At 38.9% G+C, this 22,289-nt stretch carries 25 protein-coding genes; 6 read left to right on the top strand and 19 right to left on the bottom strand.

The features are described from left to right. Nucleotides 1-29: 29 nt before the first annotated feature. From AAEY55_RS12740 to AAEY55_RS12665, 16 genes are all read right to left on the bottom strand, one after another. The gene (locus AAEY55_RS12740) at nt 30-305 is read right to left on the bottom strand and encodes an HU family DNA-binding protein (protein WP_008166804.1); all 276 of its coding nucleotides are present in this window, start codon (nt 303-305) and stop codon (nt 30-32) included. 209 nt (nt 306-514) lie between these two features. Next, a complete protein-coding gene (locus AAEY55_RS12735) occupies nt 515-1,054 on the bottom strand; it encodes a DUF3833 domain-containing protein (RefSeq protein WP_182678660.1) in 540 nt (179 codons plus the stop codon). A 1-nt stretch (nt 1,055) separates the two neighbouring features. Further along, entirely contained in the window at nt 1,056-1,547 is a 492-nt protein-coding gene (locus AAEY55_RS12730) for a chalcone isomerase family protein (protein ID WP_041454935.1), read from the bottom strand. Between the two features lie 53 nt (nt 1,548-1,600). Beyond that, a complete protein-coding gene (locus tag AAEY55_RS12725) occupies nt 1,601-2,101 on the bottom strand; it encodes a DUF2878 domain-containing protein (protein ID WP_011330084.1) in 501 nt (166 codons plus the stop codon). Further along, nucleotides 2,079-3,341, bottom strand: coding sequence for a cyclopropane-fatty-acyl-phospholipid synthase family protein (locus AAEY55_RS12720; RefSeq protein WP_011330083.1), 1,263 nt, complete (start codon nt 3,339-3,341; stop codon nt 2,079-2,081). Before AAEY55_RS12720 ends, AAEY55_RS12725 begins: the two co-directional genes overlap by 23 nt. Before the next feature lie 44 nt (nt 3,342-3,385). Next, on the bottom strand, nt 3,386-4,123 hold the full coding sequence (locus AAEY55_RS12715) for a DUF1365 domain-containing protein (RefSeq protein WP_011330082.1): 738 nt from the start codon (nt 4,121-4,123) through the stop codon (nt 3,386-3,388). Then, entirely contained in the window at nt 4,116-5,372 is a 1,257-nt protein-coding gene (locus AAEY55_RS12710) for an NAD(P)/FAD-dependent oxidoreductase (RefSeq protein WP_192531852.1), read from the bottom strand. The genes AAEY55_RS12715 and AAEY55_RS12710 overlap by 8 nt, the downstream gene beginning before the upstream one ends. After that, the gene (locus tag AAEY55_RS12705) at nt 5,369-6,079 is read right to left on the bottom strand and encodes an SDR family NAD(P)-dependent oxidoreductase (RefSeq protein WP_011330080.1); all 711 of its coding nucleotides are present in this window, start codon (nt 6,077-6,079) and stop codon (nt 5,369-5,371) included. The genes AAEY55_RS12710 and AAEY55_RS12705 overlap by 4 nt, the downstream gene beginning before the upstream one ends. A 2-nt stretch (nt 6,080-6,081) precedes the next feature. Further along, nucleotides 6,082-6,510: a nuclear transport factor 2 family protein gene (locus AAEY55_RS12700; RefSeq protein WP_011330079.1), complete on the bottom strand. Its 429-nt coding sequence runs from the start codon at nt 6,508-6,510 to the stop codon at nt 6,082-6,084. 1 nt (nt 6,511) lies between these two features. Further along, nucleotides 6,512-7,918 (bottom strand): deoxyribodipyrimidine photo-lyase, encoded by a 1,407-nt coding sequence (phrB, locus tag AAEY55_RS12695; protein WP_089369269.1) that lies wholly within the window; start codon nt 7,916-7,918, stop codon nt 6,512-6,514. Beyond that, on the bottom strand, nt 7,918-8,871 hold the full coding sequence (locus tag AAEY55_RS12690; protein WP_011330077.1) for a DUF523 and DUF1722 domain-containing protein: 954 nt from the start codon (nt 8,869-8,871) through the stop codon (nt 7,918-7,920). Before AAEY55_RS12690 ends, phrB begins: the two co-directional genes overlap by 1 nt. 24 nt (nt 8,872-8,895) lie before the next feature. Continuing rightward, a complete protein-coding gene (locus tag AAEY55_RS12685; protein ID WP_011330076.1) occupies nt 8,896-9,570 on the bottom strand; it encodes a ChrR family anti-sigma-E factor in 675 nt (224 codons plus the stop codon). After that, nucleotides 9,563-10,186 (bottom strand): sigma-70 family RNA polymerase sigma factor, encoded by a 624-nt coding sequence (locus AAEY55_RS12680; RefSeq protein WP_011330075.1) that lies wholly within the window; start codon nt 10,184-10,186, stop codon nt 9,563-9,565. The genes AAEY55_RS12685 and AAEY55_RS12680 overlap by 8 nt, the downstream gene beginning before the upstream one ends. Before the next feature lie 69 nt (nt 10,187-10,255). Beyond that, complete coding sequence (locus AAEY55_RS12675; protein WP_011330074.1) at nt 10,256-10,834, bottom strand: LON peptidase substrate-binding domain-containing protein; 579 nt, start codon at nt 10,832-10,834, stop codon at nt 10,256-10,258. A gap of 219 nt (nt 10,835-11,053) precedes the next feature. Next, nucleotides 11,054-11,326: a hypothetical protein gene (locus tag AAEY55_RS12670; RefSeq protein WP_011330073.1), complete on the bottom strand. Its 273-nt coding sequence runs from the start codon at nt 11,324-11,326 to the stop codon at nt 11,054-11,056. Nucleotides 11,327-11,542: 216 nt separating this feature from the next. Then, on the bottom strand, nt 11,543-11,884 hold the full coding sequence (locus tag AAEY55_RS12665; RefSeq protein ID WP_011330072.1) for a hypothetical protein: 342 nt from the start codon (nt 11,882-11,884) through the stop codon (nt 11,543-11,545). A gap of 168 nt (nt 11,885-12,052) precedes the next feature. Here AAEY55_RS12665 and AAEY55_RS12660 point away from each other — a divergent pair, with 168 nt between their 5' ends. Both AAEY55_RS12660 and AAEY55_RS12655 read left to right on the top strand, forming a co-directional pair. Then, on the top strand, nt 12,053-12,682 hold the full coding sequence (locus AAEY55_RS12660) for a hemolysin III family protein (RefSeq protein WP_011330071.1): 630 nt from the start codon (nt 12,053-12,055) through the stop codon (nt 12,680-12,682). Nucleotides 12,683-12,966: 284 nt separating this feature from the next. After that, nucleotides 12,967-13,596 (top strand): trimeric intracellular cation channel family protein, encoded by a 630-nt coding sequence (locus AAEY55_RS12655; RefSeq protein ID WP_350551644.1) that lies wholly within the window; start codon nt 12,967-12,969, stop codon nt 13,594-13,596. A 120-nt stretch (nt 13,597-13,716) separates the two neighbouring features. On the opposite strand, the gene AAEY55_RS12650 is transcribed toward AAEY55_RS12655, so the two are convergent. After that, nucleotides 13,717-14,199 (bottom strand): thioesterase family protein, encoded by a 483-nt coding sequence (locus AAEY55_RS12650; RefSeq protein WP_182678644.1) that lies wholly within the window; start codon nt 14,197-14,199, stop codon nt 13,717-13,719. A gap of 425 nt (nt 14,200-14,624) precedes the next feature. Between AAEY55_RS12650 and AAEY55_RS12645 the strand changes: the two genes are divergently transcribed. Both AAEY55_RS12645 and AAEY55_RS12640 read left to right on the top strand, forming a co-directional pair. Next, nucleotides 14,625-16,250, top strand: a complete 1,626-nt coding sequence (locus AAEY55_RS12645) for a sodium:solute symporter family transporter (protein WP_182678642.1) — start codon at nt 14,625-14,627, stop codon at nt 16,248-16,250. 9 nt (nt 16,251-16,259) lie between these two features. Continuing rightward, the gene (locus AAEY55_RS12640) at nt 16,260-16,391 is read left to right on the top strand and encodes a putative transporter small subunit (protein WP_011330067.1); all 132 of its coding nucleotides are present in this window, start codon (nt 16,260-16,262) and stop codon (nt 16,389-16,391) included. Between the two features lie 157 nt (nt 16,392-16,548). On the opposite strand, the gene AAEY55_RS12635 is transcribed toward AAEY55_RS12640, so the two are convergent. Continuing rightward, on the bottom strand, nt 16,549-16,854 hold the full coding sequence (locus AAEY55_RS12635) for an MGMT family protein (protein ID WP_350551641.1): 306 nt from the start codon (nt 16,852-16,854) through the stop codon (nt 16,549-16,551). Beyond that, nucleotides 16,844-17,746, bottom strand: a complete 903-nt coding sequence (locus AAEY55_RS12630) for a LysR family transcriptional regulator (protein WP_011330065.1) — start codon at nt 17,744-17,746, stop codon at nt 16,844-16,846. The genes AAEY55_RS12635 and AAEY55_RS12630 overlap by 11 nt, the downstream gene beginning before the upstream one ends. Nucleotides 17,747-17,870: 124 nt before the next feature. Between AAEY55_RS12630 and AAEY55_RS12625 the strand changes: the two genes are divergently transcribed. Together AAEY55_RS12625 and AAEY55_RS12620 are read left to right on the top strand one after the other, a co-directional pair. Continuing rightward, a complete protein-coding gene (locus tag AAEY55_RS12625; protein WP_182678640.1) occupies nt 17,871-18,953 on the top strand; it encodes an efflux RND transporter periplasmic adaptor subunit in 1,083 nt (360 codons plus the stop codon). A 2-nt stretch (nt 18,954-18,955) separates the two neighbouring features. Further along, nucleotides 18,956-22,045: an efflux RND transporter permease subunit gene (locus AAEY55_RS12620; protein WP_350551636.1), complete on the top strand. Its 3,090-nt coding sequence runs from the start codon at nt 18,956-18,958 to the stop codon at nt 22,043-22,045. Nucleotides 22,046-22,289: the final 244 nt, after the last annotated feature.

Raw genomic sequence — 22,289 nt, 5'->3', positions numbered from 1 at the left:
TCTTTTCATTTAATTAGATAAACCTACAATTAAAGGTTTACTTGATCTTTAAGACCTTTACCTGCTTTAAAGCTTGGGATAGTTGCCGCTGCGATTTGGATCTCAGCACCCGTTTGTGGGTTACGGCCAGTACGTGCTGCACGTTCTTTAACTGAAAAAGTACCAAAACCAACTAACGCTACTGAATCACCTTCTTTTAAAGAAGAAGTTACAGCGCCAGTAAACGCGTCAAGAGCGCGTGTAGCAGCGGCTTTAGAGATTTCTGCATCAGTAGCAATTTTTTCAACTAATTGAGCTTTATTCATTATTTGATTCCTATTCGTTATTATTTTGCCTTCGCAAAACCTATCTTTATGCATTTTTGAAGAGTTAGCAACAGCAAATTGCATTTTTTGCTTAAAATCTTATAAAATGCGTAAAATTAAAATAATTATCGGTAAAATACAGCGTGTTGAGTTAACAAAGACTTAATTTAAGTGCAATTTTAACGCAAGTTAAGCCACAAAGTCATAAGCTATATTTTTTCGATAACCAAGGTAACTTCCCCAACTTCGATACCAAACTTAACAATAGACGTACGGTTTATCAAGCGAGTTTGTGTTACCAAGTACATCCAATCATCAAAGTTTACCGTTAAAGTGCTGCCATCGTACGGCAGTTCAACAGCGTAATTCCAATGAAATACACTGCCATCACTTTTCCCTTTAGCTGTGCCTAAAACATCATCTGCAGTGCCGGTTAAACTCTTGTCATCATTGAGTGTTACTTTCCAAATACGTTTTTGAGTTTCACCATCATCATAAATAAAATCTTCTTCTATAACGCCTTGGTTGCCCTCCCAGCTTGCATGCATGTCAACCACGAGCTTGCGGGTTAATTCACCTTTATAGTCTTGTACAACGCCATAGGCTTTTAAATTTCCGCTAAAAAACGTTTTAAAGTCAAATTCTGGAGAGGTGTTATTGTAATGTTCGACATTGGGGGCAGAGCAACTTACCAATAACAGCGCACATATAGCGGCAAAGGTTACTTTTGCATAATTTAAAATTGTCATATTAATTTCCTAATAATTGCTTTCGAAGTGCGGGCTCAGAGGTATTTTCGCTCAGCCAAATCGCCAAAAAGTCAGCGGCAAAGCCAGGCTCATTAATTTCACCAATGTGTTTATCATTATGATAAAAAACACTAAGCCCTTGCTTGTCTGTTACGAGCGTTAACGACTCGCCTTTTTTTATATTTGGCCACATCGCTAATAATTTATCGCTATATTGCGTTGTTAGCTGTTTTTTACCTAAATGTTGCCACTGCTCGTTGGTCGCTTTTACTATGTCTTTAGCAGCAAAGTCACGCAAATAAGTCAGCTTAAATTTAATCGGATTATCGCCTAACTTATACTCTCCTGTTGTAGTAAATAATGTAGCGTCGTATACATCCCAAAATAAATACTCCATCCGCGCATCCCCTACCTTCGTTAAGCTAATTTGTGCCACAGCAACACAACTCGTTGTGAGTAAACAAATACACAGTACTTTAAATATAGCGTTCATGGTAAATCCCTTCAGGTAAGTGAATAATCATACGGGAGCGGCAAGGGCGAGGATCAGCGAGTAATAAGTAATTTAAGTTTTAAATTAGCTAAAATAATTAAAGTAAATACAGCAGCCCAAAGAGCACCGTATACCAGCCAAAACTCCAATAGTGGCAGGCCTAAATTTAGCACTTCAAAGCGCGCGCCGGCCCAGTAACTTGCAGGGGAAAACACAAGGCAAATAATAAATACTTGCCAAAGTTTTAGTGAGATTAAAAAGCGCATTGAGGTGTTTATGCTAAGCAGTAATGCAAACCACAATAAGGCAAGCCAAACAGGAAATGGGGATACTTTAAACTCTAATAAGCCACTTTTAACGGCAATAAACTCGCTCAATAAAGCCAAGGGCAAAGCCACTAAAACCAGTAATGCGTCGTGCTTCTTTTGTTTTGATAAATAAAACATCAACGCAATAATAGCGCTACTAAACACAACAGAGCTTGATTCAAGCAGTAAGGATAAAAACCACACTGCTTGAAATAACACAAAATTAATAACCGAGTGCAATTTCATCATCAGTACTGATAAAACGTGGTTTACGCGCCATTAAATGCACGGTACTAGTTGCACGTGCTCTAAATGCACCTTCGCAGTAAGCAAAGTAAAATAACCACAAACGATAAAAGCGCTCATCAAATTTAGAGCTGTCTAAGTCTGGCCAGCTTTGTATAAAGCGCGTACGCCAATCGGCAAGTGTACGTGCATAATGGGCACCAATATCGTTTACGGTATGAATAACCATATCGGTATTATTTTTAATTTGTTCACTCATTTCATTTAACGATGGCAAACAACCACCAGGAAAAATATATTGCTGAATAAAATCTGAATTTTTTAAATAATGTTTATAACGCTGATCACCAATAGTAATCGCCTGAATAAGCATAGCGCCATCATCTTTTAATAACGCACTACATTGAGTAAAAAAACTTGGTAGGTAATCGTGCCCTACCGCTTCAATCATCTCAATTGAAACCAGTTTATCGTATTGCCCTTTAAGTGAACGGTAGTCTAATTTAAGCAAAGTTATTTTATGTTCAAGCCCAAGTTGCTTCACTTTTTGTTCAACATAGTCGTGCTGCTCATCAGATATAGTCGTGGTAGTAACATAGCAGTCGTAATGAGTAGCTGCATAAATTGCGAATGCCCCCCATCCGGTGCCTATCTCTATTACCGAGTCGCCTTTTTGTAGTTCAACTTGTTCACAAATTCGTTGTAACTTATATTGTTGAGCTTGCTCTAAGGTTGCTTCTTTTTCGGGATAGACTGCACACGAATAGAGCATTTCTTTGCTTAAAAACGATTCGTATAAATCATTCCCTAAATCATAATGAGCAATAATATTTTTTTTCGAACCCGATTCTGAGTTTTTGTTTTTTAAGTGATTTAAGCGATTGACAATATTACTGAAAAAAGAAAACTTTTTTTCAAAAGCATCTAATTGATTTTGATTAATTGCAAATATTTCGATCAGCTGAGTTAAGTTATCGCAAGACCATTGTCCTAAAATATAAGACTCGCCTGCGCCCACACTACCCGACAAACAAAATGCTTTGTACATTGCTTTATTATTAACAGTAATCGTTACTTTTGCAGCTGACGATAAATCGCCAAAAGTACTGCGTTCGTTATTATCAACTAACGTTATTTGCCCTGTTTGAATCGATGAAAAGGCTTTAAATACTATTTTTTTATATAAATTAGTAAGCCAGCTTCGATTATTTTGACAACGTAAATGCGTCGCTTTTTCCATAAAATCACCTATATTATTACTCTTAAACAACATAACAACTTGCTTTATGGCTTACCTGAGTGGCCTAAAAAAGGCACTCTTTTAATAAACAACTTTAATGCTTGATAATAAATACCCTTAAAAATTGACCAAGTCATCGCCGGAAAACGTTTAAGCAACCTACTTACTTGTTGCTCAGTTAATTCGTGGCGTTTTAACCTTAGTGTAGCGTCGAATAATACCTGCTCGTCGCGTATATTTTTAATCTGTATTAATGCTTTATCCTGCGTTTGTCGAATATGCCAGTGGTAGTTCATGTCCAAGTCCATAAAAGGTGATACGGAAAAGGTTTTCTTAAAGTTCACTTTTTTTTCTAACGGAACTAAATAATAGTGGCGTTCATTCCAAGGTGTGTTGCTAACCTCTGCGATCATGTAACTAAATTTTGTATCGTTATCGCCAAAAAAATAAAAATTTACTGGGCTAAAGTAAATACCTAAACAGCGTAATTGCCCCAGCATATAAACATGGCTAAAGGTTTGTTTAACACCTAGCTTTGCAAGGTGTTTGCGCGCGCGCTCTACTAACGAAAAGGTATTTAATTGCGGGTCTTTATTTAGATAGTCTGCTTGGTTAAATTTAAGAGCTTTAAAACCTGAACTGCCCAATTGGCTATGCACACCGTTTAATTGCTGTGGGTTATTTAAATCAACCCACATCATGTACAATGGGTAACTAAAGCTATGGCTTTTAACCGCAAAACGGCGATGTTTTACATCGCCTAAATATACAGCGCTAGTCAAATTCAACCCCAAGCTGTTTGGCAACGTCTACGCCACTATGCACCCCATCTTCGTGAAAACCGTTATACCAATACGCACCACAAAAATAGCTATTATTTTTCCCGTCAATGCTATGCTTTTGTTGCTGCGCGGCTATCGATTCTTGGTTAAATACTGGGTGATGGTAAGTAAATTCACGTAATATCTTACTCTTTTCTATTCCTTGTAGATGGTTCAATGTTACACAAAACTGCGTATCTGACTGTAACCCTTGAAGTATATTCATTTGATACGTAACAACAGCCGCTTTATCGGTATTATTATTGAGTAAATAATTCCAACTAGCCCAGGCTGCTTTTCTGTCGGGTAATAAATTAGTATCGGTATGTAGTACCACTGAATTTTCGGTATAAGGAATAGCGCCCAACACTGACTTTTCTTGCTCGCTGGCATCGTCCAATAACGCTAACGCCTGATTTGAATGACAAGCAAATATCACTTTATCAAACTCGCTTTGCTCACCATTAGCAAACACTATAGTTACTTTATCGGCAGCTCTAGTTACTGATTTAATATCTGTATTGAGTTTGATTTTGTCGGCAAAGCCTCTAATTAGCGGGTTAATATATTGACGAGAACCACCGGGTATTACATACCATTGCGGCCTGTTTACTACATCTAATAAGCCATGATTAAAAAAGAATTTAACAAAAAATTCAACGCCTACATTTTGCATTTCTTTAATGCTGGTAGACCAAATAGCAGCGCCCATAGGTAAAATATAATGATATTTAAAAAAGTCGTTAAAATTATGCTCACTTAGTAGCTCACCTAATGAGTGATCGGCTTTATAGCTGCCTTGCTCGTGTATTGTTTTACATAATTTATTAAACCTAACTATGTCGTACAGTAAACGCCAAAACTGTGGTCTAAAAATATTACGACGCTGTGCAAATAAACTCGTAAAGGTATGGCCGTTGTATTCAAAACCTGTGGCATCGTTATGCACACTAAAACTCATTTCTGTTTCTTGCTTATCAACGCCAATACGCGCTAATAACTTTTCAAAATAAGGGTAGGTTCTGTTATTAAATACAATAAAACCAGTATCAATAGCGTGTTCAATACCATCAACTTGCACATCAACCGTAGCCGTGTGGCCACCAATGTAATTGTTTTTTTCAAATAGCGTTACATCATAGTGCTTATGCAATAAATGCCCACAGGTTAAACCTGAAACGCCAGTGCCAATTATAGCTATTTTTTTCAACGCGCTAGTCCTTTTGCAATTTTGAGCCACAGCGGCAATGGTAATATGCGCAGTGCTTTTAATATTAGTGTAAAACGATACGGAAAATGCACTTCTTTACGACGCTTGTGTATGCCTTTTATCATGTAGTCTGCCGCTTTTTGCGCTGTAACGGCCATAGGCATAGGAAAGTCATTTTTATTAGTTAGAGGGGTTTTAACAAAACCAGGATGCACTAAGGTTACATCAACGTCATTTAAATCAATTGCTAAGCTTTTAGCCAAGTAGCTTACACCCGCTTTAGAAGCGCCATACGCCTCTGAGCGCGGTAGTGCTAAATAGGTTACACTTGAGCTGACTAACACCAGCTGGCCACCACTATTTATTTTAGGTAATAAAGCTTCTAAGCAATACCCCATAGCCAGTAAATTAACGCTAATGACTCGCTCAAATAAGGCGCTGTCAAAATTTCGTGCATCGTCAACGTATTCGCAGTTACCAGCATTGAGTATGACCCGATCAAAATGAGCAAAGCCAATGGTAGCAGATTTTATTTGTTGTAAATTTGTGGCATCAAATTGGCAGGTTTGAATGTTGTTATGCTTAGCAAGCTCAGCTAACTTTTCGCTGTTACGACCGCAAGCAATAACAGTATCGCCTTGCTCGGCATATTTTATTGCTAATTGTTCGCCAATACCTGAGGTAGCACCGGTAATAAGTGTGATCATAATTAGCCCGCCCTTTTATCTATAAGCTTAATAATACGGCCTAATAAAGGAATATGCTTATACAGTAGCTCGCCTACGTTAAAATAGTCGCGGTGCTCAATTATTTTGTCACCGTTAAATGTAAGCTTACTGTGCCCCTGCACAGTAATGGTGTTTCCTGAGGCTAATTTAGGATGCACATAATGCATACTCCAATACACAAAGGCATTATTGGCAACACTGAAGGAATCAGTTATATCAAACTGGCAATGCGTAACATTGCTATACAAATTAGCAAAGTATTTGCGCAGCTCAACAATGCCATTAATGTTGTGCATTGGGTCGGTAAATTGTATATCGTCGCAGTAAATTTCACTTAATAAATCGAGGTTACTATTATTAAGTTTTTGATATATATCTACAAACTTATCTACTGGTAACTGGTTATCCATATCATACCTTAAATGCTGCTAGGGCACGCTCTCGCGCCGCTTTATGATCAACAATTGCTGGCCAATAACACGAATCACTTTGCCCCAATGAAGCTAAATAACTATGTGGAAAGTGAATGTGTTTATCTGGCACGTTTTCAAGCTCTGGTATGTATTTACGAATAAATTCGCCGTTTGGATCAAAGCGTTCACTTTGTCTTATAGGATTAAAAACTCTAAAGTAAGGCTGTGCATCACACCCGGTACTGGCCGCCCACTGCCAACCACCATTATTAGAGGCCAAATCGCCATCTATAAGATGTTGCATAAAAAAACGCTCGCCTTTGCGCCAATCTATAAGTAGGTGTTTAGTTAAAAAGCTAGCAACCACCATGCGTAAACGGTTATGCATCCACCCGGTTTGCAAGAGTTGCCTCATCGCAGCGTCAACAAGCGGGTAACCTGTGCGGCCTTCGCACCATGCTTTAAATTCGTCATCGCTGCTACGCCAAACTACCGCGTTATACTTTTCGTTAAAATTATCGCCACGCGAAAGCTTTGGAAATTGCGCAATTAAATGCCGATAAAATTCACGCCAAATAAGCTCATTAACCCAAGTAAAGGTTTTGCTTTTTGAAGTGCTTAAAATATCCGGGTAGCGCTGCTGTATATTTATTAATAATTGCTTAGTACTAATAATACCTAGCGCTAAATAAGGGCTAAGGCCTGAGGTGCCTTTAATACTGGGAATATCACGGTGATCGTCGTAACTTGTTAGTTTATCGCAAATAAAGTTATCGACCACAGTGGCCAATGTTTTATCATCAACGGGCCATTTTTCAGAGCTGCTATCGCCTTTGAGTAAATTTGTTTCGTTTTTGCTTAACTGCGCACCGCCGCTAACGTGCTCTACAGGCCACTGCGGCAAAGAAAAATGCACCTCAATGTACTGTTTTAACCAAGCGCGCTTAAATGGCGTAAATACTTTGTACATTTCGTTGCTTTGGTTTTTAACGCTGCCTACCGGGGCAATTAAATCGCCTTCGTACAAGGTAAACGTAATAGAAAGCTCATCGCACTTTGCTAAAATGGCTTTATCGCGGTTTACTTCGTTTAGTTCATACTCGGTATTGGCAATTACATGCTTAACATTATTAGCCTTACAAAAATCAATGAGTTGAGTTTCGCAATCAGCAAAGTCTGGCGCATCAATAATGTGTAAGGTAATGCCGTGATCAGCAAGTTGCTGGTGCAGGTAAGTAATGCGACGTTTAAGTAAGTCAATTTGTATTGGCGCTGCTTGATGCTGCTGCCATTGTTTTTCGCAGATAAAAAAAATAGCGTGGTTAGCGCCATTATTAAGCGCTTGAATTAGCGCCTCATTAGAAAAAAGGCGCAAATCGCGCCTAAACCAAAATAATGTGTTCATTAAATACCGTAGCGTAGTTTTAATTCATTAGGATAAGGATTAAAAAATACTTGTTTTTCAAGATACTCGTTTGGGTGCACTTTTAAATGATGCTTTAGCAAAGTAAGTGGCACGTAAAGAGGCACTAAACCATCGCTGTATTCATCAATTGCTTCTCGCATTTCTTGTTTTTCGACTGACGATAAATCTTTTTTAAAGTAGCCCTGTAAGTGCATTAAGGTATTACAATTATTTTTGCGTGAGGCTGGCTTTTTAAGTCCATTCATCAAACCTAAAATGTACTTATCAGCAAGCTCGGTTACGTCATCACCTAAAAACGTACCTAACAGATGACCTAGATCGCGGTAAGCTTGGTAATTATGCGCCATTAACAAGTATTTATATTGCGCATGAAACTGGGTTAAGCGATGAACGTTCAATGGCTGTTGTATTAATTTTTGCCAATTTTTAAACGTATACACTCGCATTACAAAGTTTTCACGCAAGTGCATGTCGTTTAAACGGCCATTTTCTTCGCACGGTAATAATGGATTGTGCTTCATTATTTGCTCTGCAAAAAAACCAACACCTTCTGATGTGTTACCAGTGCCCGCTTCGTTGTATATTTTAATGCGCTCCATGCCACAGCTTGGGCTTTTAGCACAAAACACAAAGCCGCTTAACTCTTTCGCTTGTTCGGTAGCTACTTTAATACCGTAAGCAGTAAGTTGTGGGCCAACGTCGCCAGAACCATCAGGGCGACACACTTTTATTGTATCGCCTACTCGCACTTGGCGAATAGTAGGCCTTGGAATAGGTAAACCTACCGCCACCTCTGGGCAAAAGCGCGTATATTCAACATGCTTTGCAAACTCATCCATACAAAAGTTTGAGCGTTTATGGCCTGTGTCAAAACGCACTTTTTCGCCTGCTAGGCATGCACTAATGCCTATTTTAATTGTATCAGCTTGCATAATATCCCTAATAAACTGTTTATATTAGTAAATTAAATTACCAATTGGGTTAAGTAACTTACTCAGCCCTTTATTAAAATGTAGCGCACTACTGACTACTGTAAAGCATAAACAGCCTTCTTTTGTTACCGGTGTGTGCAGATGGCTGCCATCTTGCCAAATAAAATCACCCGGTACGTAGCTACCCTCTTCGTCGCTAAACTCGCCGTTTAGTAACAAAGTAATCTCAAATCCGGTATGAGTATGCTCTGGTATTTCTCCACCCGCAGCAATGTGCAATAAGCTGGTACGTAATGGGCCATCATCGAGGGCAACGCGCGAGCGGGCTAGTTTGCCAACTTGAGTAAATTTGCTGTGCGAAATACGTGTTAAAGCACGCGGCAGTTGATAATTTTGCTGGTTGATTTCAACAGCAATTGGTTCAACTTCGTATACTTCATCAATACTGGTATCGCTGGTTATTAAGTCAAATAAGCTTGAGCTTTCTTGCTCAAAATAACCACTAGTATCATCCTTAGCCTCTGAAGGTAATGCATCGTTAAACACTTCAGCTGCATTATCAGCTTCAAGCTTTGTTACTTTTTCTTGGCATACTGGGCACATATCTACGTGTATAGACACAGCTAAACTTAACGATGCGCTAAGTGATGCACTGCAATATTGTGTCAGTAAAGTATCACTCGGGTGATGTTTAATCATGCTGATCTCCCATTTCATTACGTAATTTTTGCAAGGCTAAACGTAACCGTGATTTTACCGTGCCTACTGGAATATTAAGTTGTTGTGCAAGTTGTTCTTGCGACATATCTTGAAAATAAACACCTCTTACTACTTCCCGCTGAGCTACTGGTAGCTTTTCAAGGTAGCGTTTAATTTGCTTATCTTCTAAATGATCTGTGTATTCGTGATGCGTATTTTGCGATTCGTTCAATAACGGCCAAATATCTTCGCTGATGTTTTCTTCTTTATTGCTTTTCATTTTGCGCAGCATATCAAACGAAGCATTTCGCATTACCGTGTAAACCCAAGTAGTCGCAGCCCCTTTGTCACTATTGTACAAATGTGCTTTACGCCAAACCGATGTTAGTGTTTCTTGCACTAACTCCATTGCTTGAGCTTCAATACCAAATTGCTTGATACCAAAACGTTTAATTTTTGGCGAAAAATATTCAAATAAATAAGCAAATGCTTTTTTATCGCGGCTTTGTGCAACATCAATTAATGCTTGCATCAATTCCTTACTTGGCGTTTCTGGCATGGCAGTGTACTTACCTGTATTAGGTTCACAACGTAGTGATTGTTGTTGACTTACCATAGTAATTTATCCCGTTATTGCTTTAGTACATGTAAATACGGGCAATAATTAAATAAGGATCAAATTAAATTAGGCAAATTCGTTATTAATCACAGTATGGAGGAAACTTAGTAAGTTATCAAAGTTAGTTTCAAACGCAAGTTGCTGTTTTTTCTCAATAGATATAGGTAACAGCTCAAGCCATCGAGCAGCAACCCAAGTAAGCTTGTCAAAATAGGTTTGTTTATATAACGAACTAAGCTCTGGGTTATTAGTGAACACTTCACGCAGCGTATCTTGTAGGCGTTTATGCTCGCCAATATTATTGTTTGCCTCTGTGTACCAATAAGGCGTATTACAGTTCGACATTAAACCGTAGCGCAGTTCTTGCTCGTCTTGAAACACATCGTTTATTTGCACACTTTGAGTAGCACATACATCTATAAGTAGCATGCCATTATCATCTTGATCAAAGTCAATAATGTTCATTAGGCAACCTTGGGCGCTGATATTAAATGGCGTGTCGTGCTCAAAACTACAAAGCACAAATCCAATGTTTTCTTTTAATGCGCTTTTAACCATATTTAAATAGCGAGGTTCAAATATGCGTAAACGCGTATAGCCGTCAGGGAGGATAAATAAGGGTAATGGAAAAATCGCACGTTTCATAAAGTCTACTTGTTTAAAACATTCTGCCTTCATTTACGTGCGCTTTAACTAAGTCGATCAGCTTTTATTAAACCAATGTTAAATATTAAACCACGCTCCCATACTTTTAAGTAATTGCACCGAATAATAAGCGCTGATCATACTTACAACCGGCGCCAGCATTAAAGCAAATAATCCAAATTCACTGCTCATAGGGTTATTCCTTATAATTGACGTATATTATTGCACTGGTTTAACGGTATTTTCGGTTTTAATTTCAGCTTGAATATCGGTAATTAATGGCTCACTTAACCAGCTATTAAGCATAGTTTCGGTATTAAAAGTAAGCGTGTCTTTTATTGAGTTTTCAAGCTCTATGGTGGTTTGCGATATATAGCTGGTAATTGTTTGTGTGAGCATATCAGTTACATCAAGGTCAACTTCGGTTGCGTTTGCTTGCAATGAACCTAATACTAATAAACTTGCCATAGCGATTTTAATTGAATGTTTCATAATGGATTTCCTTGTTTGTGTATTGTTTCGACTCAATTACATACTCAAGGGATGTGCCACACTAAATTAAAAATATAACCCATTGTTTATAAAATACATTTAAATAGTAGTAGCCGAAAATGAAATTCAGTGTTGGTTAATATAACTAATTAATTTAACTTTTCAGCTAAATTTTAGTTAATATAACACGCTTTATTTATGCGCCAATACCGCTGTTTATTTAACCGCCTTTCTACCTAACCTGTAAGCATCTACTATGCTCAAAAACCAAATAACCAACATTAAGTAAATATACTGGTATTGCCCTAATGCTGCACAGTGCGCTGATGGGTGCTTTACTGCAGCCAAAATATCATCAAAGCTAGCACCGCCCCTTGTGTTTACTATGTCATTAGCTATGCATTGCGCCATTGCATACACCTCTTGTAAAGTTAACAGTAGTAAAACCGAAAATACTCCCGCAAAAATAGCGCCTATTAAATGCTTTTTTAACGCAAAGTGCCCAGCACCTGGGTAAATTAAAGCGCTAAGTAATGCTGCTTTAAAGCTTTTTTGCATAATTTCCCTTTAAGTAACAGTTGAGTGTTCAGCCTATTTTGTAGTAAAACATATTGAATTAATGAGCCTTTAAAGCAAGCGAAATTTGCCCTTATGTTTGCTTATAATAATTGAAAGATTCAGCGTACACACGTACACTGAAAACAATTAAAAGTGGTAGGATCAGTTATGTCATCGAATGCGCCCTATTCGCGTAAAGAAGAACAGCTCAATGTAATTAGCCATGCAATAGGTGTGTTATTTGCTTTCTGGGTAATGTGGGATCTGTTTAATCAATCAAGCAGCACCAAAGCCTATATAAGTGCAACGATTTATAGCGCCAGCATCTTTATTTTGTTTTTATCATCTACTTTATATCACGCCAGTGTACAACCTAGGCTCAGAGCATTTTATAAAAAGTGCGACCACTGCGCTATTTATATTCTTATTGCCGGTACTTACACTCCCTTTTTACACCTGTCGTTAACGGGTGTTTGGTCTTGGGCAACCCTCACCTTTATTTGGTCGGTGGCACTTGCTGGCGTAGCGTATAAAGTTTTAGTTCACAATGGTAATAAAAAAGTCTCCCTTGCCACCTACTTACTCATGGGATGGTTTGCACTCGCCATTATTTATCCGCTTTACTTAGTTATTAATGTAAACGCATTATATTGGCTACTCGCCGGCGGCATTTTTTACAGCCTAGGCACAGTATTTTACAGCGCCAAAAACACCCAATTTAGCCACGCCATTTGGCACTTATTTGTTATTGCCGGCTGCGTTTGCCACTATGTGGGCATTAGTCGTTATGTGTATTGAAGGGAAAGCGTCCTCTGATAAAGCCGATAAAATCGTGAATAAGGTTTATTTTATTTATTAAATTGATGCTTAGTTTAGCCAGTTATTTAAGCCAATCGATAATGCAAAACGCCTAGGTTAATTGATACTGCTTTTTTTCGTTGGGTTTCGCTGCGCTCTAACCAACCTACTTAATTTCATATTAAAGCTATTGTTGTGGGGGAGTGTTCAGCAAAAATAAATCTTAAATACACTACACTGCTTACTAATTCTGCTTCCCTTAATTATGGTAAGGAAACCACACTATGGCGTTTGAATACTTTCATTTTATGAGTTTAATTGGCGTGGCTTTTTTTGCTATATCGGGCACCTTATTAGGCCATGAAAAAAACATTGGGGGGTTTGGTGTTGTAGTTGTAGGTTCTGTTACTGCGCTTGGCGGCGGAACACTGCGCGATATATTATTAAATCAGCCGGTGTTTTGGATTGCAGAGCCCGATTATTTATACGCCACTTATGGCGCAATATTCATTGCTGTAGTGTTTATTCGCCATTTACCGCACGTATCTAATTATTACATGCTGCTAGTTGATGTATTAGGCATGGCTATATTTAATATTGTTGGCATTGAAAAGTCGTTAATTGAAGGCACTACCATGATAGTTGCCATTACCATGGGTATGACTACCGGTATATTTGGCGGGTTAATGCGCGATGTAATTTGCAGAGAAATTCCGCTAGTAATGCGCGAAGAGCTGTATTCTACTGCGTGTCTGTCGGGCGGTTTAACTTATGCAGCGTTGTTTTTACTCGGAGTGCCTTATATATGGTGTATTTTAGGCTCCTTGTTTATTACCGTATTTTTACGTTTGGGCGCACTGCATTGGGGTTGGCAGCCAAACATATTTAGAAAAAGAACGGTTAAAAATAAATAACGCTAAAAATTTTCAGTGAAAACAAGGCGAATTAACGCGCCAATAGCTGGCCTATTGCAAGCAAATTCAACGTAGTTAGCGCTAAAAATAGCTGCTTGAGATAGATTTATTATCCAAGGTTCAAGTTATGCTGGGTATTTTAATTGTACTGCCTACTTTAACGGGCTTGGGTAGTTGGCAAAATTGCTGCTCTATTACCTTTAAACGCTCTAGCACCTCACTTGGAAATGGAGATACTCGCCTGGTTGCTAAATCAATATGCAAATCTAAGTGCTCGCCCGCAGCGGCGCGATATCCTTTATTGGTGCAATATATTTCATGAAATGTATGAATACGTTTTTCATCAACGTACAACAGCCAAGACACAACCTCAATTTCATCGCCTTTGCACAACTCCCTTTCAAAAATACAATGGCTCTCTACTAATGCTTTGCTGCAGTTATTTGCATAACGGTATCGCTCACCTAAATCCAGATGTTCGGTAAAATCTATATGCGCATCGTAAATAACTAAACCATAATATTTTGTATTCATATGGCCGTTAAAATCAACCCACTGGGTGGGCACTGTGGCTGAATATTTTTTAAATGGGTAGAGCGACATTTCACTTCCTTTTAGGGTAACGATAAGGCTTAAGTTGCTATTGCTGTATTAACCAAACACTGAAAACTGGCTGTATAATTACATTAAATAGCCGTCCTGTTGGTTGTTATTCGTTAGCGGAAAATTGATTTATATTAAATATTGAGCAGCACCAATTTCAGCATTTAATACTGTAAACCAAGCTAAATCACATAACATCCTCCATTTGTGTTAACATTAATTTCTTATGTGGGCGTTTTTGCTTACATTATTCTTTACTGATGATCGTATCAGCTATTTTTTGCTACTAGTTTTATTAAGCTATTTTATAAAGTTTTTAGTAGCCCTCTAATTATTTACGTGCGTTTTTAACTGCGTAAAATAAATAATAACCGTCACCTTATTACCTCTATTGTAATGACGAGTGACGCGGCGAAGGAGTAAAAATGTTTCAGTTTAGTACCAGCACTATACTGCTGGTTTTATTTGCTTTTTATGGTTTAACCTTTTTATTCACGCTAAGTATTGGCAAAAAACAAGAAAATGCCGATGGCTATATGGTTTCCAACGGATCCGTTGGATTTAGCATGTCTGCAGCGAGTATGACAGCCACATGGATATGGGCAGCATCGTTTTATGCTGCTGCAAGTTCGGGGTACAAATATGGTTTATCGGGGGCAATCCATTACGGTTTTTGGGGCGCACTGATGATTTTATTTATTTACCCCTTTGGTAAGCGCTTTAGAGAGCTTGCGCCAAATGCGCGTACTTTAGCCGAAATTATGCATGCGCGGCATGGCAGTGCTAGCCAAATGATTTTAGCCTCTTCAAACATAGTCGGCAGTATAATTAGTTTAATGGTTAACTTTACTGCAGCCGGTGCGCTAGTAGATATTTTATCACCACTGAACTTTACCGAAGGGGTATTAATTGCAGGCTCTGGCGTGCTTATATACACTTTTTGGTCGGGGTTTCGCTCCTCGGTTTTTACCGATTTTGGCCAGTTAATGGCTATGATGCTCGCCGCTGTGGTTATTATTCCTATGCTATTTTTTGAGCTCGATGGCCCCGACTTATTTACTCAAGGCATGAGTAATTTAACAATAGAACAAGCTGACTTTTTCTCTACTACTGCCATTTTAGAGCAAGGCGCGCCTTTTTTTGTTGCAGTTCTTGCATACGCTATTGGTAATCAAACTATTGCCCAACGCTTATTTGCTGTACGCGAAGACTTAATAAAACCGAGCTTTATTACAGCAACCATAGGTTATGGCTCTATTGTTATAGGCTTAGGTATGCTGGGGTTACTGGCGTTACTAGCCGGCGTGCAACCTATAGACGGTGATTTAAATAACCTCATTCCGCAAATGGCTGCAACCTACCTGTCGCCTATTATGGTGTTAGTATTATTTGTGATGATTATTGGCTCGCTTTCATCCACCGCCGATTCTGACTTGTCAGCCTTATCGGCAATTATAATGACCGACGTATACGGTAAACATTTAAGTAAAAACAATCCTAACCCTAAAAAAATGCTTTGGGTTGGCCGCTTTACCATGGTTGTTGCCACCATGTTAGGCGTTATATTTGCAAGCCTTAAACTCGATATTCTCTCAATGCTAATTTTTGTTGGCGCACTGTGGGGCGCAATTGTGTTTCCGGTTATTTCTAGCTTATATTGGGATAAGGTGACAAATCTGGCGTTTACTACCGCGGTAACCGGCGCGTTTTTACTCTTTATTGTCGCACGCTTTGAGTGGCTGGAATTAACTGGCGCTGTCGCGTTGTTTTTTGAGGTAATAGCAAGCGTAGGCGGCGGTGTTGTTATTGGCTTAATGTGTTTTGGTTTTTTTGGCCGCACTGCGGGGTTAATTTTGGGCGCAATAACAGCCGTAATACTACTGTTTTTTACTTTAGGTTTTTTACGCGACTATATTGTATTGCTAAGCTCACTGACCGCTTACGGTGCCAGCGCTATTATTTGTGTAGTGCTTACCTTAACCAGCAACAAAAGCGCGTTTGATTTTGCTTTAATTAAGCAACGTGTTGTTGAATTTAGTGACAATAAATAAGGAAAAATTATGTCTACAACATTACTTACTATTTATGTATTAATTTGGCCTGTGATTGCCTTTGGTGTATTTGTTATTTTACTTTGCTCACTTATTAAAGATCTTAAAAATGCGAAACAAAAAGGCAAAAACTTAGTGTAAAGCATGCACTTTACACGCAAACTAGGGCAAGCATTTAACTTGCCCTTTTTATTGCGTTAAGCACTTAGTTATAAACACTTTAACGCTAGCACTATTTTAACAGCGCACTCATTGAGCAAGTGGCTAAGTAAACAGCAGGCAGATTAAACTTGTTATATTACTGCCATTGGTACACACGCATATTCACTCGCTCATTTTTAAATGCAATACCTTCTAATAACAGCTTTTGTCGCTGCTCATGATATTTATTACTGCCTATAGGAAACGATATTTTACCTTGGCTGCTTACTACTCTATGCCAAGGTATTGTTGAGTCGTTGGGCATTAGCTTTAATAACCGCCCTACTAAACGCGCATTTTGCGGGTACCCCGCAATAGCGGCTACTTGCCCATAACTTTCAACTTGCCCTTTAGGAATGCTACCAATAACGGTATAAATAAGCGTTTCTTTATCAATTTCCATGTTTTTTCAAATACGCCTGGCTAAGTTGAGTAAACTGCTGCCAAATAGTACGTGCTACTGGCCCATGATGGCTAGAGTGCTGCCTAAAAACGCGAATTTGCGTGCTAAATTCATGCTCGCGATCAGTTATGCTGACTTTTTGTAATAATCCCGATTTAATTTCTTCAGCGCAATGCTCTAAGCTGATCATAGCCCAACCAGCGCCCGATAATAAAAACGATTTTAAGCTCGATATATCGTCAATTTTCATCATTGCTGGGCCTTTAGAATAAGACAACCTATCACTGTCTATACTCAGGCCGCTTTCAAACATGGCTAAACACGGGTACGACTGCAATTCACTGTAACTAAGTGTGTTGGGTATAATATTTTTTGCGCTAACAATACCAATGTCGAGCTTGCCTATGGGCAAGCTTTCTAAATCGCCGGTAGCATGAAACAAGTCAAACCAAGGGCCTATGCCAAGCTCTGCTTGGCCATTATTAACCTGCTCCAACGAAATAAAACGTTTACCACTGGTTAAACTAAACTCAGTGCTATTAAATACTCTAAAAGTATTACTTATGATCTCATTGTAGCTTTGCACATGGCATATTTGTTCATAACAAATTCTAAATTGCGCCTCATTGCCCAGTGCTAGCTCTTTTGCAAGTTGTGCAAGCTCTTCATTGTTATTGAGCAGTTGTTTAGCTTGGCGATGAAAAATCCGCCCTTTTTCGGTTAATTGTAAACGGTATTGCGAACGGTCGAGTAGCGCAAAGCCTATTTTTGTCTCTAAACTTTTAATTGCTAACGTAAGCGCTGGCTGCGTTTTGTGTAGTTTAAGTGCCGCTGCACTTAAGCTTGCGCTTTGTACAATGGCGTCTAATATTTGTAGCTGATTGAGTTTCATAGCATTGCCAATAACAACATAAGTAAAACTTATTGAGTTTTTAAAATTTAATGAATTTTATTTTATATGTTTGCGGAGTATGCTGCACTGACTTTATTTAGCTTTTAATTTTCATGGAGAAAATATGCACCTCTTACGTCTATGTGTAGTAACGACGACTTTACTTGGTTTAATAGCCTGCTCTGAGCCTGAGCCGCAAGTAAAAGAAGAGCCAATACGCCCGGTAAAGTTATTTAATATTGGTCACGATTCGCAAGTTAACATTCGCAGTTTTCCTGCTGAAGTAGTTGCAAATCAAGGCTCTTACCTTGCATTTAGAGTAAGCGGTGAGCTGGTTGAGTTTCCGGTATTAGCGGGTCAGCATGTAAAAAAAGGACAACTATTAGCTAAGTTAGACCCTGAAGATTTTCAGCTGCAATATAATGAGCGTAAAGCCCGCTATGAGCTGGCTAAATCACAATTAGGGCGTATTGAACAACTTTTCGAAAAGCGCATTACCAGCCAATCAGAGCTTGATCAGGCTATTGCTAACAAGCAAGTTGCCGAATCGGCCTTTAAAATTGCACAAACGAATGTGGAATATAGCCAACTTAGAGCGCCGTTTGCGGGTACTGTTGCAAAAGTATTTGTAAAAAACTTTGAAAGTGTACAAACAAAGCAAAATATATTGCGTTTAGAAACCCGCGATTTAATGGATGTTGAAATTCAAGTACCTGAAAGAATTGTGGCGCGCTTTATTAAAGGAACTCAATACCAACCAACGGTTATTTTTGACGGTTATCACGATAAAAAATACACACTCACACTTAAAGAGTGGGACACCCAAGCAGATCCTGCCACATTAACGTATAAAGTTGTGTTTTCGCTACCAGTACCAGAAGATTTTAACTTACTTGCCGGTATGACTGGCCGCGTACTTATCGATTTAAGTAAAGTAACGCAATCACAAACCGCTTACACTATTTTGCCCAACGAGGCGGTGTTTTCTGATCCGCAGCAATCTATTAGTAACAACGCTTATGTATGGTTATATAACGAGCAAACCGGCCAAATACATAAACAAGCAGTAAAAGTGGGCCAATTACACCGCGATGGCATTGAAGTACTCAGTGGGATTACAGAAGGACAGCAAATTGTTTCTGCCGGTGTACATTCACTAAAAGAAGGCATGCAAGTACGCCCATGGAATAAAGAGCGAGGCCTGTAATTATGAGCTTTGCACAACTATCTATAGAGAAAAAAGTTATTAGTTGGATGTTTACCCTACTGCTACTTATTGGCGGTGGTGTTTCTTATTTTGACTTAGGGCAATTAGAAGACCCTGAATTTACGTTAAAAAAAGCCATGGTTATCACCATGTATCCTGGCGCGTCGCCACAGCAAGTAGAGGAAGAAGTTACCTTTCCTATCGAAAATGCGATTCAGCAATTACCTTACGTTGATTACGTTACCTCTATTTCGTCAAATGGTAAGTCGCAAATTACCGTAGAAATGAAAAGTAACTACCGAAAACAAGAGTTAAGACAAATTTGGGATGAAATGCGGCGTAAAATTAACGACCTCAATCCATCTTTGCCCAGTGGTGTATACGCCAGTAAAATTATTGATGACTTTGCTGATGTTTACGGCGTAATGTATTCCGTAACCGGCGATGGCTATTCGTATGACGAGCTTAAAGACTACGTAGACTACCTTAAACGCGAACTTGTATTGGTTAAAGGCGTAAGTAAAGTAACTATTGCAGGAGAGCAACAAGCGCAAGTAATGGTTGAAATTTCTACGCAAAAACTTGCTCAATTAGGCATAGCGCCCAGTCATATTTATCAATTATTACAATCGCAAAATACGGTTTCTAACGCGGGTAAAATTAGGGTCGGCAGTGAGTCTATTCGCTTGCACCCTACTGGCGAGTTTAAAGATGTAAAAGAGTTAGAAACCCTGCTTATTTCTAAATCGGGTGCCACCGAGCTAATTTATTTAGGTGATGTAGCTAAGGTATACCGCGAGTACGCCGAAGTGCCCAGCAATATTATTCGTTACAACCAACAGCAAGCATTGTTAATTGGCGTATCGTTTATGTCGGGCGTTAATGTGGTTGATATAGGTAACGACATTGACGCACACCTTGCGTCATTAGAGTACCAGCGCCCACACGGAATTAAAATTAATGCCGTTTATAATCAACCAAACGAAGTAGAAAAATCGGTAAACGGCTTTATTGTTAGCCTAGTTGAAGCGATTGCCATTGTAATTATAGTGCTATTGCTGTTTATGGGGGTTAAAAGCGGGCTGTTAATTGGTGGTATTTTACTGCTTACCGTTTTAGGTACTTTTATTTTTATGAAGTTATTTGCTATTGATTTGCAAAGAATTTCGTTAGGTGCGCTAATAATCGCACTTGGTATGCTTGTTGATAATGCCATTGTTGTTACCGAAGGCATTTTGATTAACCTCAAACGTGGGCAAACTAAACTAAGAGCCTCTATTAATATTGTTGAACAAACTAAGTGGCCATTACTTGGGGCAACTGTGATTGCTATTACTGCATTTGCGCCGATCGGTTTAAGCTCCGATGCCAGCGGTGAGTTTGCCGGTAGTTTATTTTGGGTATTGCTAATCTCCCTTTTATTAAGCTGGATCACTGCCATTACCCTCACACCATTTTTTGCCAATTTAATGTTTAAAGAAACGCAATTAAACGCTGATGGCGAGCAAGAGTATGACGACCCATATCAAGGTTTTATATTTACCAGTTACAAAGCCAGTTTAAACCTTGCTATGCGCTTTAGAAAAAGTACCTTAGTTTTAATGTTAGTACTGCTGTGCAGTGCTGTTGTTGGTTTTGGCGCTGTAAAACAATCATTTTTTCCGGCATCTAATACGCCAATGTTTTATGTAGATTATTGGCAAGAACAAGGCGCTGATATTCGCTCAACGCTTGAGGGGATTAAAAAGTTAGAAGCGTTTTTACAGCAAAACCCATTGGTTACTGAAATAACCAGTACTGTTGGCCAAGGTGCTCCGCGCTTTATGCTTACTTATGCACCTGAAAAGTCATACCCTGCGTACGGGCAATTGATTATTCGTGTAACTGACCGCGAAGCGGTTGCTACTGTTATGCAAAAAGTACGAGATTTCGCACAGCACAATCCGGTTGCCGCACAGCTTAAAGTTAAACCTATGGAAATAGGCCCTTCAACAGATGCAAAAATAGAAGCGCGTTTTTCTGGCCCAGATCCAGTTGTACTTAGAAAACTATCTGCTCAAGCCAAACATATCATAGCGCAAGATACAGGTTCGCATAATATTCGTGATGATTGGCGGGCACGTACCAAAATGATCCGCCCACAGTTTAACGAACAAAAAGCGCGTCGTTTAGGTATTAGTAAATCAGACCTTGATCAAGTATTGCTTACTAACTTGTCGGGTAAGCAAGTAGGTGTATATCGTGATGGCACCCAATTACTGCCTATTATTGCGCGCTCTCCTGCTAACGAGCGCTTAAACGTAGAAAGTGTACACGACCTACAAATTTTCAGCCCAGTATTGGGGGTGTTTATTCCGGTTACTCAAGTTGTTGATGAGTTTGTAGTTGAATGGGAAGACAGCTTGATTATGCGCCGCGATCGTAAGCGCACTATTACCGTTATGGCTGACCATGATGTACTAAGTGACGAAACGCCGGCTAAACTATTTGCACGCATTCGCACCGATATCGAAAACATTGAGCTGCCACGCGGTTACGAAATGCAATGGGGTGGCGAATACGAGTCATCGAGTAAAGCTAAAAAAGCTATCTTTGGCTCATTGCCGATTGGTTACTTAGCTATGTTTGCAATTACAGTATTGCTGTTTAACTCTGTTAAGCAGCCTTTAGTTATTTGGGCTACTGTACCACTGGCAATTATTGGGGTAAGCGCTGGGCTATTGGTCATGAATGCGCCGTTTAGCTTTATGGCATTATTAGGATTACTAAGCTTAAGCGGTATGTTAATAAAAAATGGCATAGTATTAGTGGATCAAATAAATCTTGAGTTATCTGAAGGTAAAGCGCCATACCAGGCGGTATTTGATTCAGGAGTAAGCCGTGTACGCCCTGTTGCTATGGCAGCAATAACCACTATATTGGGGATGATCCCACTATTATTTGATGTGTTTTTTCAATCAATGGCGGTTACTATTATGTTTGGCTTAGGTTTTGCTACCATATTAACTTTAATTGTAGTGCCTGTGCTTTATACCATTATATATAAAATTGAATATCAGCCTCTTAAAACTCAAATTCAAGAGAAAAAATAAACTCTTTTTAAATTAATAAACGCAGCTAAGGCTGCGTTTATTTTATATTGCACTCTAAACCTGCCTTATAAACTGCCTACCCCTAGTAATAAAGTACCATTATGATTATACCGCTCAAATAACGTCGTTTTTCTTATATTTTATATACATACAAACATTTTAAATATCTGGTATTTTGTTTTAATAATGCTAATGTAACCTAGAGGTTAATCATTTTAAGGACTTGAGAAAATAATGAGACTAT

Source organism: Pseudoalteromonas sp. 120-MNA-CIBAN-0494 (assembly GCF_040308885.1).
GTDB lineage: Bacteria > Pseudomonadota > Gammaproteobacteria > Enterobacterales > Alteromonadaceae > Pseudoalteromonas > Pseudoalteromonas nigrifaciens.
The sequence above is the reverse complement of the archived record's forward strand: the minus strand, read 5'-3'. Positions and strand labels throughout refer to the sequence as shown.